Annotated in this window: 17 protein-coding genes; 8 read left to right on the top strand and 9 right to left on the bottom strand. The window is 73.5% G+C overall.

Annotated features, from left to right (window positions below):
- Nucleotides 1-28: 28 nt before the first annotated feature.
- On the top strand, nt 29-340 hold the full coding sequence (locus ABT232_RS02795; RefSeq protein ID WP_351834920.1) for a hypothetical protein: 312 nt from the start codon (nt 29-31) through the stop codon (nt 338-340).
- A gap of 21 nt (nt 341-361) precedes the next feature.
- Here ABT232_RS02795 and ABT232_RS02790 read toward each other — a convergent pair whose 3' ends face one another.
- The 3 genes from ABT232_RS02790 to ABT232_RS02780 all read right to left on the bottom strand — a co-directional run bounded on the left by ABT232_RS02790 (nt 362) and on the right by ABT232_RS02780 (nt 3,759).
- The gene (locus ABT232_RS02790; protein ID WP_351834917.1) at nt 362-1,117 is read right to left on the bottom strand and encodes a hypothetical protein; all 756 of its coding nucleotides are present in this window, start codon (nt 1,115-1,117) and stop codon (nt 362-364) included.
- 283 nt (nt 1,118-1,400) lie between these two features.
- Nucleotides 1,401-2,621, bottom strand: a complete 1,221-nt coding sequence (locus ABT232_RS02785) for an acetyl-CoA C-acetyltransferase (RefSeq protein WP_351834915.1) — start codon at nt 2,619-2,621, stop codon at nt 1,401-1,403.
- 103 nt (nt 2,622-2,724) lie between these two features.
- Nucleotides 2,725-3,759, bottom strand: coding sequence for an SGNH/GDSL hydrolase family protein (locus ABT232_RS02780; RefSeq protein ID WP_351834914.1), 1,035 nt, complete (start codon nt 3,757-3,759; stop codon nt 2,725-2,727).
- 157 nt (nt 3,760-3,916) lie between these two features.
- On the opposite strand from ABT232_RS02780, the gene ABT232_RS02775 reads away from it, so the two are divergent.
- Nucleotides 3,917-5,305, top strand: coding sequence for a cystathionine beta-synthase (locus ABT232_RS02775; protein ID WP_351834912.1), 1,389 nt, complete (start codon nt 3,917-3,919; stop codon nt 5,303-5,305).
- A gap of 355 nt (nt 5,306-5,660) precedes the next feature.
- On the opposite strand, the gene ABT232_RS02770 is transcribed toward ABT232_RS02775, so the two are convergent.
- Nucleotides 5,661-6,086: a hypothetical protein gene (locus ABT232_RS02770; protein ID WP_351835633.1), complete on the bottom strand. Its 426-nt coding sequence runs from the start codon at nt 6,084-6,086 to the stop codon at nt 5,661-5,663.
- 149 nt (nt 6,087-6,235) lie between these two features.
- On the opposite strand from ABT232_RS02770, the gene ABT232_RS02765 reads away from it, so the two are divergent.
- A complete protein-coding gene (locus tag ABT232_RS02765) occupies nt 6,236-7,078 on the top strand; it encodes a MurR/RpiR family transcriptional regulator (RefSeq protein ID WP_351834911.1) in 843 nt (280 codons plus the stop codon).
- A 164-nt stretch (nt 7,079-7,242) separates the two neighbouring features.
- Nucleotides 7,243-7,827, top strand: a complete 585-nt coding sequence (locus tag ABT232_RS02760) for a hypothetical protein (RefSeq protein ID WP_351834908.1) — start codon at nt 7,243-7,245, stop codon at nt 7,825-7,827.
- A 3-nt stretch (nt 7,828-7,830) separates the two neighbouring features.
- On the opposite strand, the gene ABT232_RS02755 is transcribed toward ABT232_RS02760, so the two are convergent.
- The 5 genes from ABT232_RS02755 to ABT232_RS02735 all read right to left on the bottom strand — a co-directional run bounded on the left by ABT232_RS02755 (nt 7,831) and on the right by ABT232_RS02735 (nt 11,689).
- A complete protein-coding gene (locus tag ABT232_RS02755) occupies nt 7,831-8,205 on the bottom strand; it encodes a roadblock/LC7 domain-containing protein (protein WP_351834906.1) in 375 nt (124 codons plus the stop codon).
- A 14-nt stretch (nt 8,206-8,219) separates the two neighbouring features.
- On the bottom strand, nt 8,220-8,735 hold the full coding sequence (locus ABT232_RS02750; protein WP_351834904.1) for a roadblock/LC7 domain-containing protein: 516 nt from the start codon (nt 8,733-8,735) through the stop codon (nt 8,220-8,222).
- 34 nt (nt 8,736-8,769) lie between these two features.
- Nucleotides 8,770-9,744 carry a transcriptional regulator gene (locus ABT232_RS02745; protein WP_351834901.1) on the bottom strand — a complete coding sequence of 325 codons (975 nt, stop codon included), beginning with the start codon at nt 9,742-9,744 and terminating at the stop codon, nt 8,770-8,772.
- Nucleotides 9,741-10,133: a hypothetical protein gene (locus ABT232_RS02740; RefSeq protein ID WP_351834898.1), complete on the bottom strand. Its 393-nt coding sequence runs from the start codon at nt 10,131-10,133 to the stop codon at nt 9,741-9,743. Before ABT232_RS02740 ends, ABT232_RS02745 begins: the two co-directional genes overlap by 4 nt.
- 170 nt (nt 10,134-10,303) lie before the next feature.
- Entirely contained in the window at nt 10,304-11,689 is a 1,386-nt protein-coding gene (locus ABT232_RS02735; RefSeq protein WP_351834896.1) for a type III PLP-dependent enzyme domain-containing protein, read from the bottom strand.
- Nucleotides 11,690-11,848: 159 nt separating this feature from the next.
- Here ABT232_RS02735 and hutU point away from each other — a divergent pair, with 159 nt between their 5' ends.
- Genes hutU through hutI form a run of 4 tightly spaced genes read left to right on the top strand, consistent with a single transcriptional unit; the run spans nt 11,849 to nt 17,365 of the window.
- The gene (hutU, locus tag ABT232_RS02730; RefSeq protein WP_351834893.1) at nt 11,849-13,513 is read left to right on the top strand and encodes a urocanate hydratase; all 1,665 of its coding nucleotides are present in this window, start codon (nt 11,849-11,851) and stop codon (nt 13,511-13,513) included.
- A complete protein-coding gene (locus tag ABT232_RS02725; protein ID WP_351834891.1) occupies nt 13,510-14,727 on the top strand; it encodes an allantoate amidohydrolase in 1,218 nt (405 codons plus the stop codon). Before hutU ends, ABT232_RS02725 begins: the two co-directional genes overlap by 4 nt.
- On the top strand, nt 14,724-16,073 hold the full coding sequence (locus ABT232_RS02720; RefSeq protein ID WP_351834888.1) for a formimidoylglutamate deiminase: 1,350 nt from the start codon (nt 14,724-14,726) through the stop codon (nt 16,071-16,073). The genes ABT232_RS02725 and ABT232_RS02720 overlap by 4 nt, the downstream gene beginning before the upstream one ends.
- Complete coding sequence (gene hutI, locus ABT232_RS02715) at nt 16,070-17,365, top strand: imidazolonepropionase (RefSeq protein WP_351834886.1); 1,296 nt, start codon at nt 16,070-16,072, stop codon at nt 17,363-17,365. The genes ABT232_RS02720 and hutI overlap by 4 nt, the downstream gene beginning before the upstream one ends.
- Nucleotides 17,366-17,367 lie beyond the last annotated feature (2 nt).

Here is a 17,367-nt window from a genome sequence, read left to right as displayed (position 1 = left end):
GTGCGGGTACGGGGCGTAAGGTCGCGGCGTGGTTGATACGACACCTTTGACCCAAGCGGTGGATCACTTCGCCGATCGTCTGAGGGCCGCGCCGCAGAGCCGGTTGCAGCGCGGAGCCGCCGCGGAGGCGCTGGGGCTGGCCCGTGAGCTGGCCCGGTGGGCGCAGGTGCTGGAGAGACCGGAGGCGGAGCCGCGGGTGATGCCGGACGCGGGCATGTTCGCGGCGGCGGACCAGGTGAGTGTGGCCTCGCGTGACCTGGCGGTGGTGGTGCGCGACGAGGCCGACGTCGCCGAAGCCGTGCGGCTGGTGCAGGAGGCGCAGAAGCGGGCGGGGGTCTGAGCCGGGACCCCGCGCGGCCCGCTACAGGCTGGCTATGACCCGGTCCGCCAGGATGTAGACGTTCTCTTCCCCGCACTCGAAGGTGAGGGTGTACGCGCCCGAGATGCCGGACCCGCCGAGGAGCACCGGGCTCTGGCCGGCGGTGAGGGCGGCGGCCAGGCGTTCCGCGGTCTCGCGGTGGCCCGGGGTCATGCACAAGGTCGTGCCGTCGGCGAAGACGTAGACGTCGAGGGTGCCCAGCGGGCCCGGACGGACGTCGGTGAGTTCGGTACGGGCGGCGGCCAGCTCCTCCAGGGTCGCGACGGTGCGTTCGTGGTCGTTGACGACCGGTGACGACACCGGCACGAAGTCCGGATGGGAGGGGTGGCGGCGGCGGGCGGCGGCCAGTTCGGGGGAGTCCCCGGCGAACTCGTCGGCCTCCGTCACCGGCTCCAGGCCCACGAAGTCGGCCTGACGCGGCAGGAACAGGTCGCTGTCGCCGAAGGAGAGCAGGGACGGCGCGTCGGAGACGTCACGGGCCTCCTGGGCCGCCCAGAAGGCGCGGGCCTCGGCCAGCTCCCGCTCCCGCTCCTCGGCCAGCGCCTCGGCCACGGCGGCCCGTATCTCATCCGTGTCGGCGGTGGTGCGCGCGGCGGGGACATGGGCGCGGGCGGTGCGCGCCTCGATGATCTCGGTGCGCAGGGCCGCGACCTGACGGCGCAGCTGCACAAGGGTGCGCAGGACGGCGACTCCCACGGCGCCCGTGGCGGCCGTGGTGACCAGCAAGGCGATCGGCATGGCGCTCACTGACGTACTCCCGGTTCAAAGTCGACCCCCGACTTCCTACATCAGCTTGATGGGTGAACTAACCAGCTGTCAGTGCGTAACGTCACGAAACGGGCAGGACTTTGGGCCTGGGGTTTCCGGTGGTGCGGCTCTGACCTGGGAAGTTCCCTGTGCCGAGGGAGATAGGTCACATCCTGAGGGAGATTGGATCACAAAACGGCCCAGAACCCGGGCGGTTCTCGGGTTCTGGGCCGTCAGGTGACGGTGGGTGCCTCGGCGGTCACCCAGGGGTGGGTCAGCTCAGGCGCTCGATGACCATCGCCATGCCCTGGCCGCCGCCGACGCACATGGTCTCCAGGCCGAACTGCTTGTCGTGCCACTGGAGGGAGTTGATCAGGGTGCCGGTGATGCGGGCGCCGGTCATGCCGAAGGGGTGGCCGACGGCGATCGCGCCGCCGTTGACGTTCAGCTTCTCCAGCGGGATGCCGAGGTCGCGGTAGGAGGGGATCACCTGGGCGGCGAAGGCCTCGTTGATCTCGACGAGGTCGATGTCGTCGATGGTGAGGCCGGCCAGGGCCAGGGCCCGGCGGGACGCCTCGACCGGGCCGTAGCCCATGATCTCGGGGGAGAGGCCGGAGACGCCGGTGGAGACGATCCGGGCGAGCGGGGTGAGACCCAGCTCGCGGGCCTTGGTGTCGGACATGATGACGAGGGCCGCGGCGCCGTCGTTGAGCGGGCAGCAGTTGCCGGCGGTGACCATGCCGTCGGGGCGGAAGACCGGCTTCAGGCCGGAGACGGCGTCCAGGGTGACGCCGGCGCGCGGGCCGTCGTCCTTCGAGACGACGGTGCCGTCGGGCAGCGTGACCGGGGTGATCTCGCGCTCCCAGAAGCCGTTCTTGATGGCCTCCTCGGCGAGGTTCTGCGAGCGGACGCCGAACTCGTCCATCTCCTGGCGGCTCAGGCCCCAGGAGCGGGCCAGGTTCTCGGCGGTCTGGCCCATGGCGATGTACGGGTCGGGGAGCAGGCCGTCCTCGCGCGGGTCGTGCCAGCTCGCGCCCTCGGACTCGGCCACGGCGGCGGTACGGGCCACGGCGTCGGCGAAGAGCGGGTTCTGGGTGTCGGGCATGCCGTCGGAGGTGCCCTTGACGCTGCGGCTGACCATCTCGACGCCCGCGGAGATGAAGACGTCGCCCTCGCCGGCCTTGATGGCGTGCAGCGCCATGCGGGAGGTCTGGAGGGAGGAGGAGCAGTAGCGGGTGACGGTGCAGCCCGGCAGGTGGTCCATGCCCATCTGCACGGCGACGATCCGGCCGAGGTTGTGGCCCTGCTCGCCGCCGGGCAGACCGCAGCCGAGCATCAGGTCGTCGATGTCCTTCGGGTCCAACTCGGGGACCTTGGCGAGGGCGGCCTGGATGATCGTGGCGGTGAGGTCGTCGGGGCGCAGGTCCTTGAGGGAGCCCTTGAAGGCGCGGCCGATGGGGGAGCGGGCGGCTGAGACGATCACGGCTTCGGGCATCACGGCTCCATTGGCGTACGGGTGTGGGCAGGGCTGGTTGGGAAGTTACCCGTACGTATGCGCGCGGTCACGGGGTACGCGGTGTGACATGGGCCGCAACTTTCTAAGCGCTTGCTTGGCTGTTGGTCGGGTCCGGCTCCACCTCCGGCACCCGCCGCCTGCGCCGCCGCTTCAGCAGCGCCCACGGCCCGCGCGGTCCGGTCGGCATCGCCGCCGTGACCTCCGTACCCGCCTCGGAGGCCGCCTCCGCCGCGGCGCGGGCCACCGGCAGGAAGCCCTCGCGGCGCGAGACGTCCGGACGCTCCTCCTCGGCCGGCCACAGGCCCAGGGTGGCGCAGACCGTCGGCAGCACCGCCATCGCGGCCGTCGCGTACCCCTCCGCCGACGGGTGGTAGCTGTCCGGGCCGAACAGCTCGCGCGGATGCGCCGCGAACTCCGGGCCCAGCAGATCGCCCAGCGAGACCGTACGACCGCCCTGCTCGATCACGCCGATGGTCTGCGCGGCCGCCAGCTGCCGCGAGACCCGGCGGGCCAGCCAGCGCAGCGGCTGCTGCACCGGCTCGATCGTGCCGAGGTCGGGACAGGTGCCCACGACCACCTCGGCGCCGGCGGTGCGCAGCCGCCGCACCGCCCCCGCCAGATGGCGTACCGAGCGGGTCGGCGGCATCCGGTTGGTGACGTCGTTCGCGCCGACCATGATCACGCAGACGTCCGGGGCCGGACCCGGACCGGCCAGGGCCAGCGCCACCTGCCGGTCGAGGTCGTCGGACATCGCGCCCGGCATCGCCACGTTGCGCAGTATCACCGGCCGCTCCGCGACCGCCGACAGCCCCGACGCCAGCAGCGCGCCCGGGGTCTGGCCCGACCGGTGGACGCCCTGTCCGGCGGCGGTGGAGTCGCCCAGCAGGGTCAGCCGCAGGGGTTCCTCGCCCGGGACGGCGTACCCGCCGCCGTACAGTCCGTCCGCCTTCGGTACGTACGGCGAGGAGCCGTTCGACAGCACCTGGCGCCGGGCCAGCTGCGCCTCGGCCAGCAGCAGCCCCACCATCGCCGCGCCGGCCAGGCCGATGCCACCCCCGCCGTAAGCCGCCCCGGCCGCGATACGCCGGGCCACCCGCGCCCTCGACATGCTGGTCATGCGTCGCCGCCACCTCCTCGTAGCCGTACATCCACTCCTTGCCCCGTACCGGCCGTCCGCCAATCGCAACTGCGAGTGAACGACCGGCCCGGGTCCGGCCACAGGGCCTAGGCTGGCGGCACCACGACCACATCTTTTGCAGCAACCGGAGACAACGGTGCAGTTCCACGACTCGATGATCAGCCTCGTCGGCAACACCCCGCTGGTGCGGCTCAACAGCGTGACCAAAGGGCTCAGGGCGACCGTCCTCGCCAAGGTGGAGTACTTCAACCCGGGCGGCTCCGTGAAGGACCGCATCGCCCTGCGCATGATCGAGGCGGCCGAGCAGAGCGGCGAGCTGAAGCCCGGCGGCACGATCGTCGAGCCGACCAGCGGCAACACCGGCGTCGGCCTGGCGATCGTGGCCCAGCAGAAGGGCTACAAGTGCATCTTCGTCTGCCCGGACAAGGTGTCCACGGACAAGATCAACGTGCTGCGCGCGTACGGGGCCGAGGTGGTCGTGTGCCCGACCGCGGTCGACCCCGAGCACCCGGACTCCTACTACAACGTCTCCGACCGGCTGGTCCGTGAGACGCCGGGCGCCTGGAAGCCGGACCAGTACTCCAACCCGCACAACCCGCTCTCCCACTACCACTCCACCGGCCCCGAGCTGTGGGAGCAGACGGAGGGCCGGATCACCCACTTCGTGGCGGGCGTCGGCACCGGCGGCACCATCTCCGGCACCGGCCGCTATCTGAAGGAGGCCAGCGAGGGCCGGGTGCAGGTGATCGGCGCCGACCCCGAGGGCTCGGTCTACTCCGGCGGCTCCGGCCGGCCGTACCTCGTCGAGGGCGTCGGCGAGGACTTCTGGCCGAGCGCCTACGACCAGGAGATCGCCGACGAGATCGTCGCCGTCTCCGACAAGGACTCCTTCCAGATGACCCGCCGCCTCGCCAAGGAGGAGGGCCTGCTGGTCGGCGGCTCCTGCGGCATGGCGGTCGTGGCCGCGCTGCGGGTCGCCGAGCGGCTGACCGAGGACGACGTGGTGGTCGTCCTGCTGCCGGACAGCGGCCGCGGCTACCTGAGCAAGATCTTCAACGACGAGTGGATGGCCGACTACGGCTTCCTGGAGGACGCCGGCCCGAGCGCGCGCGTCGCCGACGTGCTGGAGGACAAGGAGCACGGCGCCATCCCGTCCCTGGTCCACATGCACCCCGACGAGACGGTGGGCCAGGCCATCGAGGTGCTGCGCGAGTACGGCGTCTCGCAGATGCCGGTCGTGAAGCCCGGCGCCGGCCACCCGGACGTGATGGCCGCCGAGGTCGTCGGCTCCATCGTCGAACGCGAGCTGCTGGACGCGCTGTTCGCCAAGCGGGCCTCGCTGGAGGACCCGCTGGAGAAGCACATGTCCGCCCCGCTGCCGCAGGTCGGTTCGGGCGAGCCGGTCGGCGACCTGATGTCGGTGCTCGGTTCGGCGGACGCGGCGATCGTCCTCGTGGAGGGCAAGCCGACCGGTGTGGTCAGCCGGCAGGACCTGCTGGCCTTCCTCGCCAAGGGAGCGAAGTAGCGGCAAAGCTGCGGTGAACCGCCGGTGCCGGCGGCGAACTTGCGGTGACTTGAGGGGGTGTCGGCTTCGCGGAAGTGGTACGCGCGTGTCACGTCCGCGCAGCACCCGCTTAACACGGGACAGGCAGAGTAAGGGGTGTCGGCAGGGCGGGAGCGGCTCCCCACCCGGGCCGGCACCAAGCGGCGTCAAGGACCTCCGGAGCGGCTCCCGGACCTCCATGGACGCCACGGACGCGCCCGGCCTGACCCGGCCCGCGTCCCTCGCGGGGACCGCCGTCGTCCCGCCCCCCGGCAACGGGGGTGCGGCGGTCCCCGCGCACAGCTCTCCGCGCCTCGTGTCCCGCCGCCGCGCGGGCTCAGTCCTCCCAGTCGGACCCGGCGTCCTTGCTCCCGTGCCGGCGGAACAGACCCGGGGTGGTGCGGGCGGCCTGCACGGCGTTGACGCCGACGATGCCCACCCAGGCGGCGATCAGACCCGGCAGGCCCGCGACGCCGCCGCCGATGCCGGACAGCGGGATCGCCAGGACCAGCGAGACGATGCCGAAGCCGAAGCGCTCGCCCCAGGAGTCCGTGGCGCTCGGCGACCGGGACCCCCGCGCCGCCGCCAGTTGCTGCTCGGCCACCTGCCGGCGCACCCGGCGCTCGACCGCGTCGTCGATGCGCTGGTCGACCTTCTCCAGGAAGGATTCGACCAGGGCCGGCTCGTACTCCTCGCCCAGGTCCCTGCGCGCGTGCAGGGTGGCGTCGAGCTCCTTCTTCAGGTCGGTGTCCCGCCCGTCCATTCCGGTCATGCGTCCCACGGTAGGAAGCGGTGCCCGGCCCCGCACTGGGGCTAGCCCCCCTGTTGCCCGGCTGCATAGCAGCATGCAGAGTTCTCGTTACCTGAATAGCGCGGTCCTCGCACCGACAGTCTCCGGAGGGGGAGCACGGCATGAGCCCGACCGACAGCCCTGCCGCACGCCTGCAGGCGCTCTTCGAGGGGCACCGGCTCACGCCGACCCAGCGGCGGATCGCGCACAGCATGGTGCGCCGGGCCGCCGACGTGCCGTTCCTCTCCAGCGTGGAGCTCGCCGAACTGGCCGGGGTCAGCCAGCCGTCCGTGACCCGCTTCGCCGTCGCCCTCGGCTTCGACGGCTACCCGGCGCTGCGCCGCCACCTGCGCGAGGTCGCGCCCGCCGAGCAGCCGGCCGGCGGCGGCGCGTTCAACGAGTACCAGCAGGCCGTCGAGGCCGAGATCGAGAACCTGCGGCACCTCGCCGAGGCGCTCGCCGACCCGCGTCCGGTGCAGCGCGCCGGCCGCGTCCTCGCCGCCAGCCGCCCGCTGCCCGTGCTCGGGCTGCGCGCGGCCGCCGCCCAGGCGCACGGCTTCGCCTACTTCGCGGCCAAGGTGCATCCGGACGTACGGCTGCTCAACGAGGGCGGCACGATGATCCACGACCGGATCGACGGGGCGGTCCGGGCCGGCGCGAGCGCCCTGCTCTGCTTCGCGCTGCCCCGCCATCCGCGCGAGGTGGTGGACACCCTCGGCTACGCCAGGGAGGCGGGCCTGACCGTGGTGACGGTCGCCGACTCCGCCTTCGCTCCCGTCGCCAAGGTCTCCGATCTGCTGCTGCCCGCCGCGGTCGGCACCGGACTCGCCTTCGACACCGCCTGCGCGCCGATGCTGATCGGGCGGGTCCTGCTGGAGGCGATGTGCGACGACCTGCCGGAGGCCCAGGCACGGCTGGAGGAGTTCGACACGCGGGCGGCGGCGCGGGGGCTGTTCGTGGAGTAGGGCGCGCCGTGCAGCGGGACCCGCCGGCTCTTCTCGGACCCGCCGGTTCCTCGCGGACCGGTCGGTTCTTTCTCTGACCGGTCGGCGTTTCTCAGACTCGTCTCAGGTTCTGCCGCTACCGTGCCCGGCCGACAGCACTGTGCCGAACGACGAGGAGGCGGAACGTGGCACGTGGAGGTCAGGGACTGGCTCGGGTGGCCGTCGTCGTACGCGCGGGCGCCGCACCGCTGTGGTGGCTGGGGGCCTGCGCCGCCGGGATCGGTCTGCTCATCCCGGGGCTGACGGGCCGCAGGATCGGGGTGTACGCGGGGGCCGCGCTGTTCGTCCTCGGGGCCGCCGCCGTGGCCCGGGCCCGGCGCCGGCGCTACATGGCGCTCACCCGGGGCGCCGCGCGGGCCGGGAAGTACGACATCCTCCAGGACCGGGCCGTGACGGTCCGCGCCTGGCGGCGCGGCCACCGCTGGTGGCTGCTGCTCGGCTTCCTCGCCGCGCTGGGCGCCAACTTCGCCGTGCCGGTGGCGGGCGGTCTGCTGCTCGCCGGGTGCGGGGCGGGACTGCGGCTGAAGGCGGCGTGGCTCGGCCGCCGCGAGCGGGCGGAGGAAGGACTGCTGTGGGTGCGGGTGGACTGGCTCGCCGCGGACGGCGGACGTCCGGCCGGCAAGGTGGTCAAGGGCTACCGCAGCACCGGCATCGCGGCCGGCGACGCGGCCCCGGGCGGGGCGCGCCGCCGCACCGCGGCACTGGTCTGACCGTCAGACCTCCAGGTCCTCCTCGATCTTCCTCAGCTGGTGGCGGGCCATCGCCAGATTGGCCCGCTTGGAGTCGAGGGCGAGGTAGAGGAACAGCCCGTTGCCGCCGCGGCCCTTGAGCAGCCGGATCAGGTGGAACTGGTCGCTCAGGGTGATCAGGATGTCCTCGATCTCGCTCTTGAGGCCGAGGTGTTCCATGGTGCGCATCTTGGCGCGCACCACGTCCGTATTGCCCGCCGCGGCGACGTTCAGATCGAAGGTCTTGCTGCCGCCCAGCGTGCCCAGCGCCATGCCGCTGGTGTAGTCGACGAGTGCGACCCCCGTGGCGCCCTCGATGGAGGCGAGAGCTTCCTTGAGGGCGGTCTCGGTGTTGGCCATGGTGGCGTGTCCTCTCAACTTTCGGTGGTGGTGCGCACGTTGGTGGTGCGCATGTCGGTGGTGGTGCGTGGTGTGCGCGGGACCCTGACGGGCATGGCGGTGGCCGGGGCCGGTTCGGCCTCGGCCACCGGGCCGCCGACGGCCCGGGCGCGCGCGGCGAGCTCGGCGTCGACCAGCTCCCCGATCCGCGCACCGGCCCGGCGGCCCTCCAGGTGGAGGCGGCCGACGTTCACCCGGTCCTGCGCGAGCAGCGTCAGCACGGCGGCACGACCCGCCGCGTACGTCGCCACATAGCCCTGGTCGCCACGGACCAGCAGCTCGCGCAGCCCGCCCCGGCCGGTGGCGTCCGTCAGGCGCATTGCGACGCCGAGCGCGGCCGCGGTGAGCGCCGCGAGGCCTTCGGGTTCGACACCGGGGGTGTCATGGGCGAGGACGAGACCGTCCACGCTGGCGGCCACGGCCCCGGTCAGCTGGGGCATACGCGCCCTCAGCCGGTGCAGTTCGTCGAGGATGTCGGGCTCGGCCGCCATCGGTTCTCTCCTCTCGGCGTGTGTTCGATGCCGTTCAAAGGGCCTCCAGCGCATCCCTGAGCCTCTTCAGCAGGGTGATGTCGGGATCGGTGACCTCGGGCGGAAAGCAGCCCGGGGCGAGTGACGGGGCTGCTCCCGGGGGCGGCACCGCGGGTGTGGCGGCGGGCGGCGGGGGCGGCGGGGCCACCCCGGCGGGGGGTGTCCAGGGCGGGGTGTCCGCGGCGAGCGGCGGACGCGCGGCCACCTGGCCGGCGGCTGCCAGGCGGCGGATGTCCACCAGGGTGTGGAAGCCGGGCCGGCCCAGCTCGCGGGCGATGTCCGCGGCCGTGCGGACGCCGTCCACCAGGGCCAGCACCGCCTGCTGCCGGGGCGGGAGGACCGCGCGTGCCGGTCGGGCCGCGGGGGTCCGGTGGTCCGGAGGGTCCTCGAGGTCCGGGGCGGCGGCGGGGTCCGGCCGGGTGAGCGGGGCGGTGTCGATGTGCGGGTCGGGCCAGATGCGGTGCAGCAGTTCCCGGCGGCGCAGGGTGGCCCGCTCGACCTCGGCCACCGGCACCGGGTCGAACACGGCCGGCGGGCGGGGGGCGCCGTAGCGGAACCGGCCCGGGGCGCTGCTCGGGGCGAGCGCGAAGTACGCCGCGTCGAACAGCGCGCCCAGGTGGCACAGTTCCAGCGCGCCGGCGGCGAGCCGGCCACGGTCGACCAGCAGGCGTCCGGCGTCCTGCCGTCCTCCGGCACGGTCCACGGCGTCCCGCCAGGAGGCGGCGTCCAGGGTGCCGTGGGCCGTCAGGAGCACGTCGAGACCGGGCGCGGCCGGGCTCTCGGCGTGCACCACGCGGCCCTCGGCGAGGTGCAGCGTGCCGCGTTCGCGGACCAGCATCCCGGTGGCCCGTTCGGCGGCCAGCCGGGACAGCATCGGCGACAGCCCGGCGGCCGTGCGCTCCCGGAGGGCGGCCTCCGCTCTGTCCCGGACCGGCAGCGGGGGCGGCGGAGTGGTGCGGACGGCGGTCATACCAGGACCAGCCGTCCGGCCAGCTCGCCGAGCCGGATGCGGGCCAGGGCGAGGTTGCCGTCCGCGCGGCCGAGCCACACGTGCAGGAAGACCGTGCTGTCGAACGACGTCGGCACGAACCACAGCACGTGGTACGAGTCGCGGTTGCCGACCAGCAGGTCCTCGACCGGCGGATCGGCCTCACCTGGGCTGTCGAGCGGCGCGAACGTCCGGTGTTCCGCAGCCAGCCGGGCCAGCTCCGCGGCTTCGGCGGCGGCCGCCTCGGCGTCGCCACCGGGGAACTCCCCGACGACGCCGAGCGCCAGTCCGCTCGTCCAGTCCACCAGCGCGGCTCCCCGCGCACCGGGCAACCGCATCGCTTCCAGCAAGCACTCGTCGATTCCGGGCACAGTGGCTCCCCTCCCGCCTGGCGTTCGGCTGAGTGACGCCGAAGCTACGCTCTGTGTGGATGGCGGGTGAGGGTTCTGGCATTTTCCGTTGGAACGTGCGTCCGGCGTACTAGGGTGGGTCAACTGACCACATGTTCAAGACAGTTGAACAGCGGCTCCGTCCGCGTACGTCAACGGCGTTCGGGGGTGCGCAAAGTGGTGAGCGCGTCGGCGTGCGCCCCTCCGGACTCGGCCACGATCTCCCGTACCGTCTGCGGTTCGCGGACGGTCGCGAAGGCCACGCCACCGGCGCCGTCCGGCAGGAAGCCGTAGATGCCGGGGCGGGCCAGCGAGTTGTAGGCGTAGTGGTGCGCGAAGTAGTACGCGCCGGTGTCCAGGGCCGCCGCGTGGTCCCCGGGTTCCAGCAGCGGCAGGGTGCGCGCCTCGGCGAGCAGGTCACCGGCGAAGCAGGCCGGGCCCGCGATGTCCTGCACCGTCTCCTGGCCCGTCTTCGGCCGGCCCTTCGCGTCGTAGGCGGCGATCCGCAGCGGCCAGGCGGACGGGGCGTAGACCGTGCGGGTGGCCACCTGCACGCCCGCGTGCGTGACCGCCACCGGGCGCCCGCCCGCCGACTTGGTGTACTCGACCCGCGCCACCACCGTGCCGTGCTTGGCGAGCAGGGAGCGGCCGAACTCGGTGACCAGTCCGTAGCGGCCGTCGAAGAGGGCCGGGACCGCCTCCCGCAGCAGCCGCGCGTACTGCGCGTAGGTCGGGGTGGCCGCCTCCGCGGCGAAGTTCACCGGCAGGCCGCCGCCGATGTCGATGGTGTCGATCTGGTGGCGCCCGATCCGCCGGTTGATCTCCTCGGCGAGCGCGTGGGTCTCGGCGACGCCCCGGGCCATCAGCGACAGCGGGATGCCCTGCGAGCCGGTGTGGGCGTGCAGCCGGGTGAGCCACGGCCGGGCGGCGTACGCCTCGATCACCCAGGCGCGCGCCCCCTCGTCGCGCAGCGCCACGCCGAACTTCGAGGTGCTGGTCGCCGTCGACAGCGCCTCGATGGAACCGCCGCCCACCTGCGGATTCACCCGCAGGCCCAGCGGTGAGCGGCTGGGCGCCGACCGCATCAGGACATCGAGGCGGCCCAGCTCCTGCGGGTTGTCGGCGTTCACGGCGATACCCAGCGCCAGCGCCTCCCGCAGCTCCGCCGGGGTCTTGGCGGGGGAGTCCAGCACCGTGCGCTCCGGGGGCACACCGGCCGCCCGGGCCAGCGCCAGCTCACCGGGGCTCGCCACCTCCGCGCCGATCCCCTCCGCGCGCAGCAGCCGCAGCACGGGCACCAGCGGGGTCGCCTTCACCGCGAAGGCGTGCAGCACCGGGGTGCCGGGTGCCACCACCGCGTCGAACGCCGCCCGCAGCCCGGCCGCCGCCTCCCGGATCCCGGTGACGTCGAGCAGCCCGACGATCGGCGCGGCGGGCCCCAGCAGGCCCTGCTCCACGGCCGCGCGGACCGCCTCGTCACGGCGGGCGGCCCGCCGGACGCCGTCCTGCTGGGCCCTGTCGTCACTTCCGTCGATCACGGCATCCCCCGTCACACCGTCGCCCGGCCCTGCGCCGGGCCCCGCATCCAGCCAAACACCCGCGGCGCGAGCGCGCTGGCCTCCCGGCGTATTGACTAGTTCTATTCAGAAGTCCAGGATGTGAATAACCGCAGAAACGTCAGCGTCAGGAGGCATGCCATGTCAGGACCCCGCCCCGTCCGAGCACCGCGCGGCACGGAACTGAGCGCCCTGGGATGGCAGCAGGAAGCCGCCCTGCGCATGCTCCAGAACAACCTCGACCCCGAGGTCGCCGAGCACCCCGACAAACTCGTCGTCTACGGCGGCACCGGCAAGGCCGCCCGCGACTGGCGCTCCTTCGACGCGATGGTGCGCACGCTCCAGGGGCTGAAGCAGGACGAGACCATGCTGGTCCAGTCCGGCCGCCCCGTCGGCGTCATGCAGACCCACGAATGGGCACCGCGCGTGCTCATCGCCAACTCCAACCTCGTCGGCGACTGGGCCAACTGGGAGGAGTTCCGCCGCCTGGAGCAGCTCGGCCTGACCATGTACGGCCAGATGACCGCCGGCTCCTGGATCTACATCGGCACCCAGGGCATCCTCCAGGGCACCTACGAGACCTTCGCCGCGGTCGCCGCGAAGAAGTTCGGCGGCACCCTCGCCGGGACGATCACCCTCACCGCCGGCCTCGGCGGCATGGGCGGCGCCCAGCCGCTCGCCGTGACCATGAACGACGGCGTCGCCCTGTGCGTCGACTGCGACCCGCGCGCCATCGACCGCCGCATCGAGCACCGCTACCTCGACGTCAGGGCCGACTCCCTCGACCACGCCCTCCGGCTCGCCGTCGAGGCCCGCGACGCCCGCCGCCCGCTCTCCATCGGCGTGCTCGGCAACGCGGCCGACCTCGTCCCGCAGCTGCTCGCCATGGGCGCGCCCATCGACATCGTCACCGACCAGACCTCCGCCCACGACCCGCTGGCCTACCTGCCGACCGGCGTGGACTTCGACGACATGGCGTCGTACGCCGCCAAGGACCCGGCCGGCTTCACCACCCGCGCCCGCGAGTCCATGGCCCGGCACGTCGAGGCCATGGTCGGCTTCCAGGACGCCGGCGCCGAGGTGTTCGACTACGGCAACTCCATCCGCGGCGAGGCCCAGCTCGCCGGGTACGACCGGGCGTTCGCCTTCCCCGGCTTCGTCCCCGCCTACATCCGCCCGCTCTTCTGCGAGGGCAAGGGCCCCTTCCGGTGGGCCGCGCTCTCCGGCGACCCGGCCGACATCGCCCGCACCGACCGGGCGATCCTCGACCTGTTCCCCGAGAACGAGTCCCTGGCCCGCTGGATCAAGATGGCCGGCGAGCGCGTCCACTTCCAGGGCCTGCCCGCCCGGATCTGCTGGCTCGGCTACGGCGAGCGGGACAAGGCCGGCGAGCGGTTCAACGACATGGTGGCGAGCGGCGAGCTGTCCGCGCCGGTCGTCATCGGCCGCGACCACCTCGACTGCGGCTCCGTCGCCTCGCCGTACCGCGAGACCGAGGCCATGCTCGACGGCTCCGACGCGATCGCCGACTGGCCGCTGCTGAACGCCATGGTCAACGTGGCCTCCGGCGCGTCCTGGGTCTCCCTGCACCACGGCGGCGGAGTCGGCATGGGCCGCTCCATCCACGCCGGCCAGGTCACCGTCGCCGACGGCACCCCGCTCGCCGGCGAGAAGATCCGCCGCGTGCTGACCAACGACCCCGGCATGGGCGTCATCCGGCACGTCGACGCCGGCTACGACATCGCGGAGTCCGTCGCCGACGAGCGCGGAGTACGGGTGCCCATGCGTGAGGGTGACGACGCGTGACGTTCCACAGCATGTGGGCGGAGCTGCTGCCGATCGGCCGCAGCTCCGCCTCCGGCGGCTACCGCCGGCACGCCTGGACACCCGCCGACGCCGACTGCCGGGCCTGGTTCCGGGCCCAGGCCGAGACCCGCGGGCTCGTCTACGAGGTGGACCGCAACGGCAACCAGTGGGCCTGGCTCGGCGACCCCGCCGCCGGGGACGCCGTCGTCACCGGATCGCACCTCGACTCCGTGCCCGACGGCGGCGCCTTCGACGGACCGCTCGGCGTCGTGTCCTCCTTCGCCGCCCTCGACGAACTGCGCGCCCGCGCGGTGACCCTCACCAAGCCGCTCGCCGTCGTCAACTTCGGCGACGAGGAAGGCGCCCGCTTCGGCCTCGCCTGCGTCGGCTCCCGCCTCACCGCCGGAGCGCTCACCGTCGAGCAGGCGCACCGGCTGACCGACGGCGACGGCATCACCCTGCCGCGCGCCATGGAGGCCGCCGGCCACGACCCCGACGCCCTCGGCCCCGACCCCGAGCGGCTGGCCCGCATCGGCGCCTTCGTCGAACTGCACGTCGAACAGGGCCGCGCCCTGGACCTGTCCGGGGACCGGGTCGGCATCGCCAGCGCCATCTGGCCGCACGGCCGCTGGCGGTTCGACTTCCGCGGCGAGGCCAACCACGCCGGCACCACCCGGCTCACCGACCGCCGCGACCCGATGCTGCCGTACGCCGAGACCGTGCTGGCCGCCCGGCGCGAGGCACGGCTCGCCGGCGCCGTCGCCACCTTCGGGAAGATTTCCGTGGAGCCCAACGGCGTCAACGCGATCCCCTCCCTGGTGCGCGGCTGGCTCGACTCCCGCGCCGCCGACCAGGCCGGCCTCGACACCGTGGTGGACGGTGTCGAGCGGGCCGCCCGCGAGTACGCCGCCGCGCACGGCGTCGAACTGGACGTGGTCCGCGAGTCCTTCACACCGGTCGTCGAGTTCGACCACGCCCTGCGCGACGAACTCGCCCGCATCCTGGGCAAGGAGACCGACCTCAAGGTCCCCGTCCTCGGCACCGGAGCCGGACACGACGCCGGAATCCTCTCCGGCAGCATCCCGACCGCCATGCTGTTCGTGCGCAACCCCACCGGCGTCTCGCACTCCCCGGCCGAGTTCGCGGCCGAGGACGACTGCGTCGCCGGAGTGCTCGCCCTCGCCGACGTACTGGAAGGACTGGCCTGCACGTGACCCCCACGCAGCGGACCCGGACGTACTGGCTGGAACACGTCTGGCTCGGCACCCACGTCGAGCCGGGCGTGGCCCTGGACGTCACCGACGGCCGGATCACCGCCGTCCGCACGGAGACCCCCGCCCCGCCGCCCGGCGCCGAGGTGCTGCGCGGCCTCACCCTCCCCGGCCTGGCCAACGCCCACAGCCACGCCTTCCACCGCGCCCTGCGCTCCACCGTCCAGGTCGGCTCCGGCACCTTCTGGACCTGGCGCGAGGTCATGTACGCCGTCGCCGACCGGCTCACGCCCGACAGCTACCACGCCCTCGCCCGCGCGGTGTACGCCGAGATGGCCCTGGCCGGCATCACGGCCGTCGGCGAGTTCCACTACGTGCACCACGCCCCCGCCGGCACCCCCTACGCCGACCCCAACGCCATGGGCGAGGCCCTGATCGAGGCCGCCGCCGAGGCCGGCATCCGCATCACCCTCCTCGACACCGCCTACCTGTCCTCCGGCTTCGGCCGGCCGCCCACCTCCCACCAGCTCCGCTTCTCCGACGGCGACGCGGACGCCTGGGCCGCACGCTGCGCACTTCTCCAGGAACGGGACCACGCGCGGATCGGGGCGGCGATCCACTCCGTACGGGCGGTGCCCGCCGACCAGTTGGCGACCGTGGCGCGCTGGGCCGAGGAGCGCGGGGCACCGCTGCACGTCCACCTCTCCGAGCAGACCGCCGAGAACGACGCCTGCCAGGAGACCCACGGGTGCACCCCGACCCAGCTCCTCGCCCTGCACGGCGTCCTCGGACCGCGCACCACCGGCGTCCACAACACCCACCTCACCGCCGAGGACATCTCCCTGATCGGCGGCAGCGGCACCGGCACCTGCATGTGCCCGACCACCGAGCGGGACCTCGCCGACGGCATCGGCCCGGCCGTCGCCCTCCAGAACGAGGGCTCACCGCTCTGCCTGGGCTCCGACAGCCACGCCGTGATCGACCTGCTCGAAGAGGCCCGCGCGATGGAGCTGAACGAGCGGCTGCGCACCCGCACCCGAGGCCACTGGACGGCGGCGGCCCTGCTGCGCGCGGCCTCCGCCGACGGTCACGCGGCCCTCGGCTGGGACGACGCGGGCACCCTGGAGCCGGGCGCGCGCGCCGACTTCACGACGATCGCGCTCGACTCGGTCAGGACGGCAGGGCCGCTTCCGCGGCTGGGGGCCGAGACCGCGGTATTCGCCGCGTCGGCAGCGGACGTGTCGCATACGGTCGTGGCCGGCCGGCACGTCGTACGGGACGGGGTCCACCGCCTCGTACCCGATGTGCCCAAGGCCCTCGCGGACGCCGTCGCAGCCCTGCGCGGATGACCCCGGGCCGCCCCTCCCGGCGGCCCGCCTCCGCCCCCGAACCCCACCCCACCGCCGACCAGGCCAGCAAGGACGCCATGAGCAACGCGACGACCGACAGCCCCGCCCACTCCGCGAGCAGCGCGAGCACGCTCATCACCAACATCGCCGCCTTGGTCACCAACGACCCCTCCCTCGGTGACAATTCCCCCCTCGGACTGATCCAGGACGCGGCCGTCGTCATCGAGGGCGACCGCGTCGCGTGGACCGGTGACCGAAGCAAAGCACCCGCCACTGACAATCGGGTCGACGCCGGTGGCCGGGCGGTCCTCCCCGGCTTCGTCGACTCCCACTCCCACCTGGTCTTCGCGGGCGACCGGACCGAGGAGTTCAACGCCCGGATGTCGGGGCGGCCCTACAGCGCCGGCGGCATCCGCACCACGGTCGCGGCCACCCGGGCGGCGAGCGACGCGGACCTCGAACGCAACCTCACCCGCTACCTCGCCGAGGCGCTGCGCCAGGGCACCACCACCTTCGAGACCAAGTCCGGCTACGGACTGACCGTCGAGGACGAGGCCCGCGCCCTGCGCATCGCCGCCGCCCACACCGACGAGGTCACCTACCTCGGCGCCCACATCGTCTCCCCGGACTTCGCCGACGACCCGGCCGCCTACGTCGCCCTCGTGACCGGCGAGATGCTGGACGCCTGCGCCCCGCACGCCCGCTGGATCGACGTCTTCTGCGAGAAGGGCGCCTTCGACGGCGACCAGGCCCGCGCGATCCTCACCGCCGGCAAGGCGAAGGGCCTGCACCCGCGCGTCCACGCCAACCAGCTCTCCCACGGCCCCGGCGTGCAGCTGGCGGTCGAACTGGACGCCGCCAGCGCCGACCACTGCACCCATCTGACCGACGCGGACGTCGACGCGCTCGCGCACGGCGACACCGTCGCCACGCTGCTGCCCGGCGCCGAGTTCTCCACCCGCGCCCAGTGGCCCGACGCCCGCCGGCTGCTGGACGCGGGCGTCACCGTCGCGCTGTCCACTGACTGCAACCCGGGCTCGTCGTTCACCTCGTCCATGCCGTTCTGCGTCGCGCTCGCGGTGCGGGACATGGGGATGACCCCCGACGAGGCGGTGTGGGCGGCCACCGCGGGCGGCGCGCGGGCCCTGCGCCGCACCGACGTCGGCCGCCTCGTCCCGGGCGCGTACGCCGACCTGACGCTGCTGGACGCGCCGAGCCATGTGCACCTGGCCTACCGGCCGGGCGTCCCGCTGGTCAGCGGCGTCTGGCGGCGCGGCACCCGCGTGGTCTGAGC

Source organism: Streptomyces sp. NPDC001532, from assembly GCF_040298625.1.
GTDB lineage: Bacteria > Actinomycetota > Actinomycetes > Streptomycetales > Streptomycetaceae > Streptomyces.
The sequence above is the reverse complement of the archived record's forward strand: the minus strand, read 5'-3'. Positions and strand labels throughout refer to the sequence as shown.